The organism is Paenibacillus sp. FSL F4-0097, from assembly GCF_038593125.1.
Taxonomy (GTDB): domain Bacteria; phylum Bacillota; class Bacilli; order Paenibacillales; family Paenibacillaceae; genus Paenibacillus_AQ; species Paenibacillus_AQ odorifer.
Window position 1 is genome coordinate 5295098 of the sequence record NZ_CP151965.1, and the last position, 18281, is coordinate 5313378.

Sequence of the window (18281 nt, forward strand, 5' to 3'; positions counted from 1 at the left end):
ATACAGGGGAAACAACAATCATTCAAATACTCTTTTTCACTATCTTAGTAACAAAAATGACATCAAAAGAAACGGCCTATCCCCTTGTCGGAAATGAAGCCGTCTGTCTTAAATATTACCCTCCGGAATCGGGCAAGAAACTCTATTTATAGAGCGCAATTTTGCAGAGCATGAAGACCGCGTAGTTTTCCCTAGTCTCATCATCCACCACATAGGCTTCTCCATTCTCAAATAATTGAGGGTTATTGTAATTGCGCTCTAATCTGTAGATCTGCCCTTCCGTCACCTTACAACCATGGAATGCCGACTCAATTTCTACGTACTCAGCATCATCTTCATCCGCTGCTTGATACAGCTTTTTGTCATTATAAGCAGGCATATACTCACTCCCGGCTGGATAATAGATCCTGACGTTCAGTCCATGTATCACTACTCTTCTATTATATAGTTTATTATCTTTATCCCGATTCTATACTTTCTAAAAAGCATAGAATAAAAGGAATATGGACAGCTCAAAGAAAATCAACATAAAAAGGCTGCATGGCCAACATCTGTCAGCCACACAGCCTATAAATAAAAACGCGAATCTGGATTTCAATCTTCGTTCGAACTATACATTAAATCCCTTTTATCTCTTTAAACTTCGCCACATATTGGGCAGCAAGATCGGTAATCTGATCGTATCGGCCATTCTTCGCCGGTGCAGTCAAATTCCCCCCAATGCCCACAGCCATGCAGCCGTTTGCAATCCACTTCTCCATATTGTTCAAATCCACGCCACCGGTCGGCATAATATTCACATGTGGCATAGGACCTTTAACCGCTTTTACATAATCCGGACCGAAAGCACTGCCAGGGAACAGTTTAAGCACATCCACGCCGTACTTCAACGCTTCCTTCATTTCATTTAATGTCATGCAACCAGGCATATAGGGAATGCCGTAAAGATTACACATCTTAGCTGTCTCCACTTCAAAAGAGGGACTAACGACAAACTCTGAACCTGCAAGAATGGCTATTCTAGCTGTTAATGGGTCCAAGACAGTTCCGGCGCCAATCACCGCACGACTCCCGTACTCTGCAACCAATCTCTTAATCGCCACGTCCGCGTCTGGTGTAGTAAAAGTTACCTCAATATTATTTAGACCGCCTTCTATACAAGCAACGGACATCTTAAAAGCTTCCTCAGCACTATCTGCTCGAATAACCGCTACAACCCCGACGGATGCCACATTCTGTAATACTTTCATTTTCTTCATCAGTAGACTCCCTTTCTCTTGGTACGATCATAGATAAACAGGAAATACTTTTTTAGATAAACTTTTTTTATTAAATTTACTAATTATTGCGTTTTGTTCTATAAGGAAATAGTAATAACAATACGATTAACAGTCAATACATTTTTATTACATCAGAGGGAAATAAGTAATAAAATCTAAGAAAAACCTTTATAAAACAAGGGTTTATGGAAACATTATTTTCTTTTTACGAAAAAAGTTTTTTGGTTAACAATCATTCTTTTATTGTACAAAACCGATTTATGTGATAATTTCAAATTACAAATCATTATACTGGGATAAAATCATTACCCTAGGAGGAACTAAAAATGAGTAAACAGCTGGATGCCGTCACTTTCGGGGAGCCGATGGCGATGTTTTATGCGAATGAGGCCGGTCCTCTGCATGAAGTATTTTCGTTCTCCAAAGCATTAGCAGGTGCAGAAAGCAACGTGGCTACAGGCTTGTCGCGTTTGAATCATCCTACAGGTTATGTTACGAAGCTTGGCGAAGATAACTTTGGCACATTCATTGCTCAGGCGATGAAGAATGAGAACATTAATACGGACAATATTACTTTTACTAAAGAGTATTCAACAGGTATGCTTATCAAATCGAAAGTGGTTACCGGCGATCCAAAGGTCGAATACTTCCGCAAAAACTCCGCGGCCTCCACGCTTAGTTTGGAGGATTTTGACGAGGCCTACTTCAATTCCGCAGGACATCTGCATGTTACAAGTATCTCCGCCGCTTTGTCCAAGAACTGTCTTGAATTTTCTATTCACGCTATGGAATTTATGAAGAGTAAAGGAAAGACGATCTCTCTGGATCCTAATCTGCGTCCTAGCTTATGGCCGGATACAGAAACAATGGTGAGTACCATCAATGATCTGGCTACACGCTGCGACTGGTTCCTGCCGGGACTCGGTGAAGGTAAAATCCTTACCGGACTGAGCACACCCGAAGAGATTGCTGACTATTACCTGGAGCGTGGCGTAAGCTTAGTCGTCATCAAGCTTGGCCCTGAAGGCGCTTACTATAAATCCTCTGCTGGGGAAGGTTACGTGGACGGATTCAAGGTGGAGCAGGTTGTTGATACGGTGGGTGCAGGTGATGGATTTGCGGTTGGCGTAATCAGTGCGATGCTGGAAAAGCTTCCGATTGCTGAGGCCGTCAAACGCGGCAATGCGATCGGTGCGTTAGCCGTCATGTCGCCAGGCGATATGGACGGACTTCCCACCCGTGAGGAACTTGCGAAGTTTATGCAACAAGAAGTCTAATAATCGCAAAAGAGCAGCGATTCTCCGTTATTGGAGGAGCGCTGCTCTGCTTTTTGGGTCGCTGATTGGCTGCTATGGCTATGCTATTGCTATTGCTATTGCTATTGCTATTGCTATTGCTATTGCTATTGCTATTGCTATTGCTATTGCTATGCTTCAGCAGTGTAATCACGTACCCCTGGGGCTTTCGGACCCAGAAGACGCTATTTGCGATTTTTTTACCTTTGCGGCGTAGTTTCGAACTCCAGTGACGCTATTCCTTATGAAAAAGGGCATTTAGCATGTTTTCCATGCCGATAACTGCGATGGGGTCCGATAGTACTCCAAATATGGGATTATACTGCTTATAAGATCAGCTGAGTCCGATAGCGACTTCCTGCGCGAAAATATTACTCAATCAAACCCAAGTTTAGTGTTTAGATAAAGTTAGGTCCAATAAAAGGGGGAGTGCTCAACAAGCTAAGAAATAGCTGCTGGGCACTCCCCTTTTTATAGTTCAAACTTATTTGTAAGACTTCACCGACTGCCCTTGCTGCAAGGTCGGCGGGAAACGATATGTAATTGGAACAGAAGCTCCCTTATCCTCGATACAAGAGAGTATAATCTTGGCAGCCTGCATCCCCATCTCGTAAGCAGGCTGTCGGATTGTCGTAATGACCGGATTATATATTTGCGCGAATTCCGCATCATCTATCCCGATGACCGACAACTGTTCTGGAATAGAGATGGCATTTCGATTCGCATATTTCAGAATCTCCGCTAGCGTGATGTCGTTCGTAGCAAGCAACGCGGTCGGCGGCTCCGGCAGTGCTAATAAGTGTTCCAGCCCCGAAGCTAATTCCTCTTTGGATACACTGCAAATATACTCCTCACGCAGCGTTATGCCCGCTTCTTCCATCGCTTTTTTGTAGCCACTAATCCGCTCTTTCCGAGGGGTAATCGCATGCTCCCCAATTGGGAGGGACACCAGAGCAATCCGCTCATGACCTTGCTGTATTAGCTGCCCTACGCCTATCTTTGCCGCCATTTCATTGTCCAGCAATAGACTCTGCGTGGTGATTCCATCTACCAGACGATCCATAAAGACTAGCGGAAAATCAGCCTCTATCAGCTTGCTATAGGCAGACGGGTTATTCCCTGTAGGAAAAATAATCAGCCCGTCCACCTGACGTGCGATTAAGGTTTCTACATACTTGCTTTCTTTCTCCGCATTCTCATCCGCGTTGCATATGATCACTTGGATTCCGTGATGCTGCAGCTCATTCTCAATCGCCCGGATACATTGGATTGACAGCGTATAGTCAATATTGGCTACGATGATCCCGACCATATGCGTCCGATTCTGCTTCAGACTGCGCGCCAGACCATTCGGCTGATAATTAAGCTCCTCAATTACTGCCTCAATCCGGTTTTTCGTCGCTTCACTCATATATTTAAAACGTTTGTTCAAAAATTGGGAGACCGTACTTTTCGAAACTCCCGCTTTTTGAGCCACATCATCAATCGTTAACTTCTTCATCGCTTCGGCTCCACTCTTCTCAAAAGAAAATACTTTATCAAAAAGTATAGCTTTTATTTAGTGATTTATCTACTAGGGAGTATTGTTCATATAATCCATATAAAGCTTATTTTGTTGCTCTTCGGATAAAAAAGCCCAATTCTCATCCAGCCACCCCAATCCAGCTTTCGTAAGAATATCCGCTTTACGTTGTTCCCCACCCACTTTATAATCCATAATTAATGTTTCTCCCTTAATCTCTTTAAAACCAATTGCTGTAGCAGGTGTTGGAATGCTCATGGTCTCCATATCATAAAGTACGGTTTTCTCTTTGTACTTTTTATCCCCTGCATATTCTAAGTAACTAAGTACGAGTTGTCCATGCTCCTTATCAACAGCGATTAATGACTTGTATTCTAAAAGTGTATTATCGAAGGATGCAAGCGCTATTGGAACTACAGATTCTCCCGCCGCTGCTTTTTTAACATTAAGCATTGAAAATTTAACATCCTCATACATTCCTACACCAAGAGTCATTTTGAAGGAAATTAACAGGACGTAATCGCCTGCCCCAAAAAATCCACTCAAATATTGATACGTACTTGCCCCTCCCCCATAAAGAGGAAAAGTATAAATCCTAGTAGCCGAAGAAGCCGTTAGCTCCGTCTGGTCCTTAGAGCTCAGGTAAAGAGTGAACGGTTCTGTAGGATGTGTGTACTTTGGCTTCTTGTAGTCAACCATCGGGGGTGGCGGCGACCAAAGAATTCCCGCTGTTGTCTCAACGGCATACGCTTTGCTCTTATCTCTGTTCATTGGCAAAGGCATGTAGTATTTCTTACCGCTAATCTCAAATTCTACTGGACTTGTCGGAGGCTCTAACGCTTTATCATTAGTTGCAGAACTAGAAGAAGGCAGTATGCCTGCGCCTTGTGACTGAACGGATGGCGAATGGATTGGCCCTGTGTTTTTCCATACACCCATAGGCAAGGTAAGCGCACCTATCAACAAAACCGTAGCCAGACTGGTTAGAAGCACATTTTTATTCATCCAATAACGTTTGTAACCTGAACTTTTATTCACAGCAGCCTGTTCGATCCGCATCATTAACTCAGGCGTGAAACCATCTTCAATGAAAGGTCTTTTGCCTGCTTCCGCATACCAATCCGTCTGCCCGATCATCACTGGATTACTATCATCCGCGTTGCGTTTCATTCCCTCTCCTCCTTCTGGATAGCCTCTTTAACCTTCTCTCTCGCCCGCGCGAGCCGAGATTTCACGGTTCCTTGTGCTACATTCAGCAAATCTGACATTTCGGCAATGGATAATCCATGTTGAATATCTAGCACAAGCACCTCTCTGTTCTTCTCTGGAAGGGTCATAATAATTTCCCAGATACGGTTCGCATACTGATTGCCGAGAGCTTCTTTTTCCGCAGAAGGAGCATTAACAGTAGTAGGTTGATCGCCCAAAGCTATGAATCTGCGCCAAAAGCTATTTTTACTCCAACTGAAGGCCGTATTTCTGGTAATTGTAAGCAGCCAGGTTTTCATCGAAGATTGACCCCGGTATTTCCCAACATTCTTATACGCCTTCAAAAATACTTCTTGGCTGATATCATTTGCCTGCTCTCGACTTCTAGTTAAGAAAAAAGCATAATTCCACACATCCGAGCCATGCGCCTCCATCATTTCCCGCAAACTCATTGCGGGCGCGTACGCTGCTGTATATGGTATATCTTCGCTTAGCATGTTTCGCCTCACCCCTTGCCTAATAAGACTTTCCAAACTTGAAAAAGTTCCCTCTAAAATAAAAAAATAGGTCATTCATTAAAAAACACCACCGATGAACGTTTTAAGCGTTCACTAGTGGTGTGCGGATATTTTAAAGAGAGCTGAATTTCTCCTCCAGCCGCCGTGCAAGCTCATCGTCCGGTAACGGATTACGATGCGTATTTTCCAGATAGATATGCTTTTCAGTCTCGGGCATCAAATATTCCTTATACCATAAAAACATATCCGGACTATCCCCCTGAATCCGCAAAAATTTGCGGGCTGTTTCTACATGATCTATAGTGTTGGCAATATTGGTCAACCAATCAGCCCGATAAAAATGCTTCCACTGACCGATCTCTACCCGTAAAAGAGCCTGCTGGCCCTCCTTATAATCCCAAACCGCATGTGAAGCTTCGATAAACGCCTCTGGAAATCGCTCTTCTTGGTAACACATATACGCCTGGCAAAGAGAGGATAACCCTCTGCACCCGCTCCAATGCAGCTCAATTTGAACTAGCAGTTGAACATGCAGCCTGTTTCGCTCTTTTTCGGGTAAAAGTTCCATCACCTCTAGGCACTGCTTTCGCAGCAGATACCAGACTAGTACAACTCGCTCAGCTCGATCCCTGAACCATCGAACCTGCTCTACAAAAGGAACATCCCCTGCGGCCCAGCACAGACGTTCATCGCTCTCCGTCTTATTTTGCAGCCAATGCCCTATAATCTGCCTTGCCGGATGATGATAGAATTCATCGCCTGCGCGGTCGTCAGCATTAGGACCATATACTATGGTGTTTTTGAAGTAGCTTTTGTACAATTGGGCAATTCGCCCCTGCTGCGCTGTGTAGAAACGGTTAACGAAGGTCTGAAGTTGTTCATCAGCATCTGCTGTTCCATCCATCCACAACTTTGCTGTCAGATCTAATGTATAGAGATGAGGCAAAATATTCCCTGAATTCACCAGCAGATATTCACTAGCCCCTGCCGCAAATGCACCCTGTAATTCCTCCACTATAAAGGACGGATCCGTAGGGAATTGTGTTAGATGATTGGAGGCCTGCAAATCGTGGAAGGTGACGTGGTAATATACCCCGTTTTTGCCTTGATCTCCTGCCTCGGGTAGAGCAGGCACGCGCAGATTCAGATGGCCATGTCGTCGCGACACCATTTTGCCGTATCCGTTATCCGCCCATATTTTAATAACACCTTCTGGAACTTCGATCTTTCCCTGTTTATACAGCTCCGCAATTTCTCCGTACATCGCCATACAGCACACAGGCTGGTCCACATATTCACAGATCATATCGTATTGCTTGCGAACCACAAATGAGATCAAATCGCCCCGTTTCTCCGGAGTATCAAAAGAGGGGTCATTCTCCCAAAATGGTTTATCGCCCTGTCCGCGGAAGGAGAGCACCCAGAGTGTTTTTTCATCTTTTTGCCGCTCGATGGCTTCTCTCCACAGCTGTTCAAACAATTCTGGATATTCTTTATAGCTAGCCTGCTTGCCCGGAAAAGCACGCAGGAACATTTGCGCGCCAAGCGGCTCCGCATGATGATGTGTGATCCACAGTCCCATATCTACCGCAAGCTGATGATGAACTCCGTCTCTCGGCAAATCCGTCCCCGGGATTACCATATTTCCACCACAGCGCAGCAGCGCTTCAAAAACAGGCTCCCATACCTCCGCCGTCGGAGGATAATCCTCCTTCCAGCCGATAAGACACACTTCATCATTCACGAACCAACCTCGGTAACGTACCTTTGGCTGAATGCTGTTGTAGTCAGAAACAGGCAGATTGATCGCATCTTTCTTAGCAGGAGGAAGCTCCGCCCAGAACCAGAAGGGATCGACACCAAGCACGTGGCGGCTGTAATGAAGCATCCCATAAATAATGCCCAATTCATCACGGCCGATAATATGCAGGACCCGATCCTCTTCACTACCTGCAAAATGCAAACAAAAACCCTCTGCCCATTCCGGGCAGCCATCATCCTGTGTTGCATAACGAATAATTACAGTAGCTGCTGCTCCTTGTAACGGAGCTTTTCCGAACACCTGCTCATGATCTCTGGCGATCATTCGCCAAGCATGTCCAATTGGATTACTACATTCCACTTGAACATCGTATACACTTTCCGCTGTGACTCTAAATTCTGCATATGTATTCACTATCGCTTCATCTCCTAATTCGCTACAAAACACGGAGGACATAAGCTTCTCACCACCGGGCTTTGAAACATAGTTTAAATAGGCATAGAGTTTACCAGAATCTTCTATCTCTATTATAAAGCGTTTACATAGATTGTGCATGCACGCGTAATAATTACTGGAGGAGGACGGCGGTTACTGGAGCTGGAGCTACTGCATTAGAGCAGTTGGTGCTAGACAGGACAACAGTTACGACAGTTACTGCAATAGAGCAGCTGGTGCTAGAAAGGGACTACAGTTACTGCATTAGAGCAGGTGCTAGAACAAATGGACTGGGATCATCAGCAAGTAATCGGAATTTGGGTGGAAGTTAACATCGTTACAACGATAATATGTAACAGAAGCGCTTTGGTATGTTCATATGGAGCGTTCTATTGCACTTTGTGCAACTAAAAAAGATCTTTCCAGCTCATAAAGTGATTTAGTTGCACTTCATGCAACTATTTCTGCTCAAAATTAGAGAAATAGGCATTTTTCCAGATTCCAAGTGTACAAAGTGCAACTAAATGAAGATCCAGCTACTTTAAAGTGCGATCTATTGCACAAAGTGCAACTAAACGAGTTTTTAGGTTCTATGGTGTCTATGGGGAAGAATGCAACGGAAAGAGCTACATAGATTCTGCGATATTGATACATGATGACCTACTCTGCACTAACGCGACAGAAGGAGCTACTTGAGCTGTCTACTACCTAAATTAATTCGGATAGGAGCAACTTTGCCCGCTTACACAAACCGCAACAGTAGAAGTCCGTGTGCACTCACAAATCCCTCTTTCATACCCCAGCACTCAATCACATTACTCTACTACCTTCCTTAATCCGCTCCCTCCGCCAACTTATGACGCACCATAATCCCGTCGGCCCGCACACGCATCTGAATCTCCCCCTGCCGATCCGTTCTAAAAATAGCAGCATGATTAACTTCCAAACGTTCCAATACCTCAGCTTTCGGATGACCATATAGATTATTTACTCCCGCAGAAATCACCGCAGCCGATGGATGCCAGAACTGCAGCCAAGACTCGCCTGTTGAAGTTTTGCTCCCATGGTGAGCTACTTTTAAAACGTCAATGGCAGGTCCTGCGTTAATACCCTTTTGCAGTTCTTGCTGCACAATCTCCTCCTCGGCTTCCAGATCCATATCTCCGGTAAATAGAAAATTCCTTCCGTTCATCTCTAAACGAAAAACTACAGAATCGTGGTTCTGATCCTCTAGCATTGGGATGCCATTCAGCATAGAAGAACCTGACGCTGCTCCCTCTCTATCTTGTTCCTCCGGCCATAAAAAGGACAGCTTTGTCTTATCATCCGGGGAAAGCCTCATTCCCTGATGCACGGCATACAGTTGAACATTGTTCTCCAGCGCAGTCCGCATCATCTCCATATAAGATTCACGGTCAGCGAGTGTGCCATTAAAAAGCAGTGCCGAAACCGGAATCGCCTCCATAACGGCTTGGAGTCCCCCGGCATGATCCTGATCCCCATGAGTCAAAATAATCGCGTCCAGACGGTGGATCCCACGTTTTTTAAGCAAAGGCACCAACACTTTAGCCCCTACCTCGAACGGGCTGCGGCGAATGCGCCATTCTTCTTTTTGCCCAAAATTTAACGTTCCTCCACCATCTACAAGAATATGAGCTCCTTTTGGTGTAGTGATGAGGATACTGTCGCCTTGCCCGATATCCAGATAACTAATCGTCCCTTTACCTTCCATTCTTTCTGACTGATAACCCTTGTACAGCATTAGGCCCAGTCCAACCGCAGATAGTAGAACAATCGCTCCGCTCCAACGTACAAACATAGGCGCATCCAAAAAATACTGTGCGCTCCCCGCTCCCCCAAACCCGCCGTGCTTGTTCACAGGTAAACCAATCTCAGCTAACGGCTTCGTCTCATCCTCCATATACTGCGGTGTTGCGCGGGCTTCCATTCTTAGCTTGGCAGCATACAACAGCCCGTACAACAAGACATAATACACTCCGATCCACAGCAGTGAAGGCGAGCGCCAAATCAAAACTCCACCAGCAAAACCATTGATCCATTCAACCGCATAAAAAGTAACGTTATTCAGCAGCTCCGTAATATGTGCCAAAAAAATTGCAGCATCTCCCCACAATCGTCCAAGCAGTAGCGCCAGCGTTCCTAAAGGCAATACAATAAAAGTAATAAAGGGCACAAAAACCAGATTAGCCACTAAAGACAGCAGCGAAAATTGATTAAAATAATAGATCGTCAATGGAAATGAGACCAACTGGGCAACTAGAGTCACAGAGACGGCGCTTTTAAGCCAGCGTGGCAGTGCCCTCAGCAGAGGGTCCATAAGCGGAACGTAGACCATTAATCCTAAGGTCACCAGAAATGACAACTGGAAACTGACACTGAGCAGCATGTAAGGATTCCAAATCAGCATAACCAGTGCCGCTGCAGCCAAAATATTCAGTCCATCCTTCAGCATGCCAACTCGTGCAGCGAGCAATGCAATCATACTCATTAATCCCGCACGTACGATAGACGGACCCGCACCTGTCAAAAGGACGTATATGGGAACGAGCACTAAGGTGACTGTTAGCGTGGTCTCTTTTGTCATCCGTAAGCGCCTGAATATAAATAAAAGAACACCAACATACACTGCAACATGCATGCCTGAAATGGCGAGGATATGTGTCAACCCAAGTTGTGAGAACTGCTTAAAGGTATCCGGATCGAGATCATCCTGCATCCCAATCACCAAACCCTTCATATATCCAGAGTGGCGCTCTTGAAACAGCCGATCCGTCTCTGCTCCAAGAACTGCCCGCGCTTTATCATTCCAGCGTAAGATCATTAACGGACGCCATGAATCTGGAGCCGTTGCTTGCACGTTCTCTGCCCCCTGACCCTTTAGAAGCCAGTGGATCTTCTGCGTATGTAAATAGGCTCGATAATCAAACCCTCCGTAATTCCGCGCTGTCGCTGGCTCTTCAAGTACACCGTTTAGCGACACCTGATCCCCTCTGCGCCACTCCGCGGCAATAGCGATTTCTTGCTCGGCAAGAAGTTTGATCTGCACCATAATTAACTCCCCATGCCCCCTTTTATCTTGTTCATCCCGCGGATCAGGCGAAGCGGCCTCTTTCTCAGTAATCAACGATAACTCTGAGAGCTTCATCGTAAAATCAACCCGGTCCCCGTCCCGTTCCACAACGGAAATAATCGTCCCCTTAGCCTCCACGGCAGTCTCATTCAACTCCGAAAATAATTTCCCCAGCACTTCAGGCAGGTGACTTACATTGCGGCCTTCATTCCATTCCCAATATCCAGCGGATATAATAATCGCCAAACAAAATACCGCCAGCTGTTTCCAGCTCATGTTCACCCAAACTCTCATACTAACCAGTAACAATAGTAATCCAGCCCACGCCAACCACAAGCCAATCCCTGAGTATAAACACGCTGCTACACTTCCAGTCACCCAACACACTGTAAAACTTAATAAGGGTCTCTCCTTCACGTCTCCATTCTCCTCCTTTCGCAAGATAAAAAAAGAACCTCTGCATACGCCATAAAGGCGTACGAGAGGTTCTTCCTCAAGTCATCTTATTCAATTAGGGTTGTACAATACAGCTAATCCGCTACTTTAATCATCGTTTCACTTGGTGGCTCATAATTTTCCAATTGGCGAAATACGATGCCTTTGGCAGCCATCATTGCTTCTACCTTTTCCATATCCTTACGGTAAGGACGATAATACACAATCTCCACAATACCGCTATTAGCCAGCATATTTGCACAGGTCCAGCAAGGCTCATCCGTCACATAGACGGTGCTGCCTTCCCGGTCAATCCGGTCTGTGAATAGCAAAAGATTCTGTTCCGCATGAATCGTGCGAATGCAGCGCTGTTTCTTCACCATAGTCTCTACGCCATCCACGATCTCCATCTCATATTGCTCCGAGAGCATACAACCTGCCTCTGAGCAATCAGGTACGCCCATTGGCGCCCCATTGTACGCGGTACCAAGCAGCTTTTTGCCTTGCACCAGCACAGCACCTACATGTCGTCGTGAGCAGCGTGAACGAGTTGAGACCATACAGGCAATGTCCATGAAATAAGTATCCCAGTCTTTACGATAGGCAGTAGTCATAATCAATCTCCATATCCTTCTAAATAGTTGTTAACTATTGTAGCACATCCCCGCAAGTTTTCACTAGGACAACGGTTGTGGCACTTCCAACGATCTTCATTTCCTATTTATCTTCAAAATATTACTAAAGCTTTTAACTTCTCCAGCATTTTAGGTCCTATCCCCTTTACCTTCCCCAGATCAGATAGGCTGCGAAAGGTCCCTACACGGTTGCGGTAATCCATAATTGCCTGAGCCTTCTTTTCTCCGATGCCCGGAAGATCCATCAGCTCCTTAACACCCGCAGTATTCACATTTACTTTACCTTCCTGTGAAGCTGCTGATGCGGAAAGCTCAGTCGCCTCCTTAGCCGCAACAGCTTTATCCCCTGCCGACGTTTGCTTCCCTGCAATGTTTGGCGTTTGAACTTCTGCCCCTGTTGGTGTTTGACCTTCTGCCGTTGGTGTTTGGCCCGCTCCTTTTGCTCGCTCCCCCGCAGCGGCTGCCGTAGCTTTTTCATCTGCCGAAGTTTGGACAGCTTGTTCTGCTTGCGCAGCCACCTTAACCTTTTCACCATCTTCAACATTCCCAGCAGCTTCAGCCTGTCCTGCATCTTTCTCTAAATGTAGCTTATTTCCCTTCGTCTGATGACCTCCCTCACTGCCCCCAGTAGCTGGAGCGTCACCGGACTCAGCGCTTCCAACTGCTTGCTCCATACGAACATTCAAGGTCTCCCACCCGGCAATCCCGGAATCGCCCTTGCTTCCCGCCGCCCAGAATAGCCCACTTCCTATTACAGCAGCAGCCACTCCGAGCACGATACTCCCTTTATTCATATCACTTTCCTCCTCACAAAAATTCTTCTTATGCCTTTTTGTGAATCTTCATACATTCTTACAGCTGGAAACTCCTTTAATAATTCATACAAAACCTGTCATCTGTCCAAGTCTATCCTGCATACATATAACGAAGAGCATTCATGTCAGTTAGTAAAAAAGCAACGCTAGAAAGGAGGAACCACAGGTGAAAGTAGGATTTATCGGAACAGGCAGCATGGGCAGCCTGCTGATTGACGCCTTTCTTTCTTCCGGAGCCCTGAATCCGTGCGATGTACTCGCCAGCAACCGCAGTCTGAATAAACTGCTGGAGCTAGAAGATCGTCATCCCGGCATAAACTTATGCGGAAGCAATAGTGAAACAGCGACTGGAAGTGACATTGTTTTTTTATGTGTAAAACCGCTGGAATTCAAAACCTTAACAGATGAGATCGGCCCTTATCTCCGCAGCGATCAAATCGTCGTATCCATTACAAGTCCCGTTCAATTGCAACATCTGGAATCCGCTTTGCCGTCCAAAATAGCCAAGATCATCCCCAGCATTACACACTGTGTCAAAAGTGGGACATCACTGTGCATATTTGGCAGCAGGCTTAATAAAGAAGACAGGCTTGTGCTGCTGCAGCTGTTGTCTTTCATAGGTGTTCCTTTGGAAATTCAAGAGGCCCATACCCGAATCGCTTCTGATTTCTCCAGCTGCGGACCTGCGTTCTTGAGCTATTTCATTGAACGCTGGATTGAAGCTGCGGTGGAAGTTACCGGAATTGAAGAGACGTTAATCAGCCGGCTTGCAGGTGAAATGCTGCTTGGAACAGGCAAGCTGCTAACAGAAAGAGAATTCACCCCGCAAGAGCTCCAAGAACGTGTAGCTGTCCGTGGCGGGATTACCGCAGAGGCACTGAACCATCTTCGCATTAGCCTTGAGGGCGTATTCGAACGTCTCATCATGACTACGCATGATAAATACGATGAGGATGTCACCAAGCTGGATGCGCTATTTGGGCATGACGGTATTATTCAAAGTCCTGTAGACCGTTAGAAAACAATAAAACCCGCAGCACGGAGTTCTCCGTTGCTGCGGGCATTATTGCGTTCTTCGCTTAACCCACTACGATATTTACAAGCTTGCCAGGAACCGCAATGATCTTGCGTACGGTTTTACCTTCTACTGCTGCACTCACATTCGGGAGTGACAACGCATGAGCTTGCATCTCTTCTTGACCCATATCCTGCGGGATCAACGCGCGTTGTACGATTTTACCATTTACCTGAATAACGATTTCAACCTCAGCATCCACCGTCCATGCTTCATCATACGTTGGCCAAGCCACGTAGCTGATACTTCCTTCGTGACCGAGCAGCTGCCACAGCTCTTCAGCGATGTGAGGCGCCAGTGGTGACAACATTTGTACGAAGTGTTCAGCAGCTTCTTGGGACAAAGTTTCTTGCTTATAAGCATCGTTAATAAAAATCATCAACTGGCTAATTGAGGTATTGAAACGCAGATGCTCGAAATCATCAGTGACCTTCTTAATGGTCTTGTGCCAAGTGCGTTTGAACTCGTCAGTACCACCGTCTGCTGTGATTTTGGTGCTCAGCTTACCATCTTCACTCACGAACAGGCGCCATACACGGGACAAGAAACGGTGAACTCCTTCTACACCCTTTTCATTCCAAGGTTTGGTTGCTTCCAGAGGGCCCATAAACATTTCATACACACGTAGTGTATCTGCACCAAAAGCTTCCACAATCTCATCCGGGTTGATGACATTTCCGCGTGATTTACTCATTTTTTCATTATTATTTCCAAGAATCATACCTTGGTTAACCAGCTTATGGAAAGGTTCTTTTGTTTCAACAACGCCGAGATCATAAAGCACCTTGTGCCAAAAACGTGCATAGAGCAAGTGAAGCACGGCATGCTCCGCTCCACCAATATACAGATCTACTGGAAGCCATGCTTTTTGCTTCTCAGGGGAGCACAGCTCTTGATCGTTTTTCGGATCAATATAACGCAGGTAATACCAGCAGCTGCCCGCCCATTGCGGCATGGTGTTCGTCTCGCGGCGAGCCTTCATGCCAGTCTCAGGATCAATAGTTTCCACCCACTCTGTTACATTCGCAAGTGGAGATTCCCCTGTACCCGAAGGTTTGATCGCATCTACATCCGGCAGTACCAGCGGCAGCTGATCAACCGGAACAGTCTTCATTGTGCCATCTTCCAAATGCAGAATTGGAATGGGCTCTCCCCAGTAGCGTTGACGGCTAAACAGCCAGTCACGCAGACGATAGGTTACTTTGCCTTTACCTACGCCCTTTTCTTCCAACCAAGCAATCATCTTCGCAATCGCTTCTTCATTCTTGAGTCCATTCAGGAAATCAGAATTGACATGCGGACCATCTCCGGAATAAGCCTCTTCTTCAACGTTGCCGCCTTGAACGACTTCCACGATATTCAGGCCGAATTGTTTAGCAAATTCCCAGTCGCGTGTATCGTGACCCGGAACTGCCATGATTGCTCCCGTTCCGTAACCAGCAAGCACATAATCTGCAATCCAGATTGGCGCCTTCGCACCATTCACAGGATTAATTGCATATGCGCCTGTGAAGACACCGCTCTTCTCTTTTGCCAAATCCGTACGCTCCAGATCGCTTTTACGAGAAGCTTTTTCACGATATTCTGCCACAGCAGCACGCTGAGCTTCAGTGGTAATCACATCAACAAGCTCATGCTCTGGTGCCAGTACGCAGTAACTTGCTCCGAACAGTGTATCTGGACGTGTAGTAAACACGGTCAGGTTAGCCTCGTGACCTTCAATGTTAAAGTTCACTTCTGCACCTGTTGATTTCCCGATCCAGTTGCGCTGCATATCCTTGATGCTTTCGGACCAATCCAGCTCTTCCAGATCCTCCAGCAAACGCTCAGCGTACTCTGTAATTCTCAGAATCCATTGACGCATCGGTTTGCGCACGACCGGGTGACCGCCGCGCTCACTTTTACCATCGATAACCTCTTCGTTGGCAAGTACCGTACCCAATGCCTCACACCAGTTAACAGGTACTTCTGCTACATAAGCCAGGCCTTTGTTATACAACTGGATAAAAATCCATTGTGTCCATTTATAATAATCCGGATCTGTCGTGCTGATCTCGCGGTCCCAATCGTAGGAGAAACCCAGCGATTTGATCTGACGACGGAAATTATCGATGTTCTTATCGGTAAAATCACGTGGATGCTGGCCGGTATCCATCGCATACTGCTCTGCCGGAAGTCCAAAAGCATCCCAGCCCATCGGATGCAATACATTGAAACCGCGCATCCGCTTGTAGCGAGAAACGATATCAGTCGCTGTGTAACCCTCTGGATGACCTACGTGCAGTCCTGCACCTGAAGGATACGGAAACATATCCAGTGCATAAAAATTGGGTTTTTCAGGATCTTCTCCTGTCTTAAAGCTTTTGTTCTCATCCCAGAACTTTTGCCATTTCGGCTCAATAGTCTGCGCCCGGTAACCACCAGCGGGTGTGCTATTTGTTTGATTGTCGCTCATTGTCTGCTCCTCCTTGGAGTGTTACTTCTTAGATTTCTTATTTCTTAACCAAGCATATACACCTTCGGTGTCCTTATAAGGACGGTAAGCGTTTATGCGGGAAATATAAGACATGAAGTATTGCGTAAAACGTATACTCTCTTATATTTACAAAAAAACCTCCCATCCCTAGCGTATTATCGCTAGGGACGAGAGGTTATAATTCCCGTGGTACCACCCTAGTTAGCGGCGAATATACTTTATTCTGCCACTCACTTTGCACCCTTTAGCGGGGGTGAGGCGACGGCGGTTCATTCATGACATCCATTATCTCTTATGGATATCCTGTAAACTTGCACCGTTACTCCGAGGTGAGTTCACTCTGTTCCGTTAACCGACTCGCACCTTAGTGTCGGCTCTCTGCAATAACGGTATAGAATTAATACTCCTCATCATCGAACAACTATATACTGAGTCATCAGTAATATTCCCCAACATTATATACAAAACTGTTATCAATAGTCAATGATTATCCCTTTATACGGGCTTTCGTTTGATTAAAAACGCCATAAAGTGTTGAATTACGACTTTTGCAGCTGCAAAGAACGGTACAGCAAGGATAAGTCCAATCATCCCTGCCAGTTCACCACCTACCAGCAATGCGAAGATAATAAGCAGCGGATGCAAATGTAGCGTCCTGCCTACGACCTGTGGAGAAATAATATTGCTCTCCACAATTTGGCATAAAGTGTTTACCACAGCAACCAGTAGAACTAATCGAAAAGAGACGGTCGAAGCCATCACAATGGCAGGTGCAGCCCCTAGAAAAGGACCCATATACGGAACAATATTAAATACTGCCACCACACTGGCGAACAGTAAGGCATAAGGCATTCCGACGATGGCATAGCCGATATAGGCAAGCACACCTATAATGATGCAGACCAGAAATTGTCCGCGAATGTAATTGCCGAGCGCAGCATCGATATCTTTTAACAAAGTAACAATAGACTTGCGGCGTGCGCGGGGCAGACAAGAGACCACCGTCCGTTCAAATACGTCAAAATCCTTCAAAATATAGAACACCAGAAACGGCACGATAAAAGCATTGAACAGCAAGTTAATCGTTGTCCCTATATTATCGAGAAAATGCGAAATCCCTTCGGCCAGACGATTCTCCAGTTGAAAAAACCAGTTGTTCATCCCCATTTCAACCCCAGGCGGTATTAGCCTTGTATTCATATGGCTCATCAGCCCCTGGGCTTGCAGTGTGATCTCAGGCAGATGTTCATTTAATTCTTCAAGCTGCTCAATAAACATCGGGATAAGGTTGATGGCGATCACGGTAATCGCCGTTAGAAACACTGCATATATAAGTAGAACAGCTACGCTACGCGGCATCTTCCGTCCGGCCAGCATACTAACCACGGGATTCAGCACATAGGAAATAATCATAGCTGCCAGAAATGGAGCGAGGATTGCCTTTAAAAATACAAAAATCCCCTGCAGCATCGGACGAAGCAACCAAACAAAATACAAAATGATCAGGGATAGCAGCACTCCGATCATCCAGCGGAACCATTTACTTTGGGACCATTGTTCCATGAGAGTACCCTCCTGCGGTAGAGCCTGGACTAGCTTCGTAAATAAGTATATGTATGGCCGCAGCAAAATAACCATCAAACACACAAAAAAGCGTCAATAACCTTGCAACTGATTTCAGCTGAAAGGAAATTGACGCTTAAGTACATAGAGCAGTCTTGCTTACAAAGCAA

General features: G+C 45.8%; 13 protein-coding genes. 2 read left to right on the forward strand and 11 right to left on the reverse strand.

The annotated features are described in order from the left end of the window. Positions 1 to 142: 142 nt before the first annotated feature. Positions 143 to 379 carry a hypothetical protein gene (locus tag MHH86_RS23775; protein WP_038572950.1) on the reverse strand — a complete coding sequence of 79 codons (237 nt, stop codon included), beginning with the start codon at positions 377 to 379 and terminating at the stop codon, positions 143 to 145. Positions 380 to 617: 238 nt separating this feature from the next. Beyond that, the gene (locus tag MHH86_RS23780; RefSeq protein WP_038572952.1) at positions 618 to 1259 is read right to left on the reverse strand and encodes a bifunctional 2-keto-4-hydroxyglutarate aldolase/2-keto-3-deoxy-6-phosphogluconate aldolase; all 642 of its coding nucleotides are present in this window, start codon (positions 1257 to 1259) and stop codon (positions 618 to 620) included. Positions 1260 to 1606: 347 nt separating this feature from the next. Between MHH86_RS23780 and MHH86_RS23785 the strand changes: the two genes are divergently transcribed. Continuing rightward, positions 1607 to 2557 carry a sugar kinase gene (locus MHH86_RS23785; protein ID WP_036677538.1) on the forward strand — a complete coding sequence of 317 codons (951 nt, stop codon included), beginning with the start codon at positions 1607 to 1609 and terminating at the stop codon, positions 2555 to 2557. A 502-nt stretch (positions 2558 to 3059) separates the two neighbouring features. Here MHH86_RS23785 and MHH86_RS23790 read toward each other — a convergent pair. The 7 genes from MHH86_RS23790 to MHH86_RS23820 all read right to left on the reverse strand — a co-directional run bounded on the left by MHH86_RS23790 (position 3060) and on the right by MHH86_RS23820 (position 12976). Then, positions 3060 to 4076, reverse strand: coding sequence for a LacI family DNA-binding transcriptional regulator (locus MHH86_RS23790; protein ID WP_038572957.1), 1017 nt, complete (start codon positions 4074 to 4076; stop codon positions 3060 to 3062). A gap of 72 nt (positions 4077 to 4148) precedes the next feature. Continuing rightward, positions 4149 to 5267, reverse strand: coding sequence for a hypothetical protein (locus MHH86_RS23795; RefSeq protein WP_038572959.1), 1119 nt, complete (start codon positions 5265 to 5267; stop codon positions 4149 to 4151). Beyond that, entirely contained in the window at positions 5264 to 5803 is a 540-nt protein-coding gene (locus MHH86_RS23800) for an RNA polymerase sigma factor (protein WP_052097267.1), read from the reverse strand. The genes MHH86_RS23795 and MHH86_RS23800 overlap by 4 nt, the downstream gene beginning before the upstream one ends. Before the next feature lie 133 nt (positions 5804 to 5936). After that, positions 5937 to 8000, reverse strand: coding sequence for a glycosyl hydrolase 115 family protein (locus MHH86_RS23805; protein WP_244886383.1), 2064 nt, complete (start codon positions 7998 to 8000; stop codon positions 5937 to 5939). A gap of 853 nt (positions 8001 to 8853) precedes the next feature. Next, a complete protein-coding gene (locus tag MHH86_RS23810) occupies positions 8854 to 11529 on the reverse strand; it encodes a ComEC/Rec2 family competence protein (RefSeq protein ID WP_342479444.1) in 2676 nt (891 codons plus the stop codon). 113 nt (positions 11530 to 11642) lie between these two features. Beyond that, positions 11643 to 12161: a dCMP deaminase family protein gene (locus MHH86_RS23815; RefSeq protein WP_036677545.1), complete on the reverse strand. Its 519-nt coding sequence runs from the start codon at positions 12159 to 12161 to the stop codon at positions 11643 to 11645. A gap of 113 nt (positions 12162 to 12274) precedes the next feature. After that, positions 12275 to 12976 (reverse strand): helix-hairpin-helix domain-containing protein, encoded by a 702-nt coding sequence (locus tag MHH86_RS23820; RefSeq protein WP_076316943.1) that lies wholly within the window; start codon positions 12974 to 12976, stop codon positions 12275 to 12277. Between the two features lie 187 nt (positions 12977 to 13163). Here MHH86_RS23820 and comER point away from each other — a divergent pair, with 187 nt between their 5' ends. Continuing rightward, positions 13164 to 14015 carry a late competence protein ComER gene (gene comER, locus MHH86_RS23825; protein WP_076316942.1) on the forward strand — a complete coding sequence of 284 codons (852 nt, stop codon included), beginning with the start codon at positions 13164 to 13166 and terminating at the stop codon, positions 14013 to 14015. Positions 14016 to 14076: 61 nt separating this feature from the next. Here comER and leuS read toward each other — a convergent pair whose 3' ends face one another. After that, a complete protein-coding gene (gene leuS / locus MHH86_RS23830; RefSeq protein ID WP_036677550.1) occupies positions 14077 to 16527 on the reverse strand; it encodes a leucine--tRNA ligase in 2451 nt (816 codons plus the stop codon). A gap of 516 nt (positions 16528 to 17043) precedes the next feature. Next, positions 17044 to 18111, reverse strand: a complete 1068-nt coding sequence (locus tag MHH86_RS23835) for an AI-2E family transporter (RefSeq protein ID WP_036677553.1) — start codon at positions 18109 to 18111, stop codon at positions 17044 to 17046. Positions 18112 to 18281: the final 170 nt, after the last annotated feature.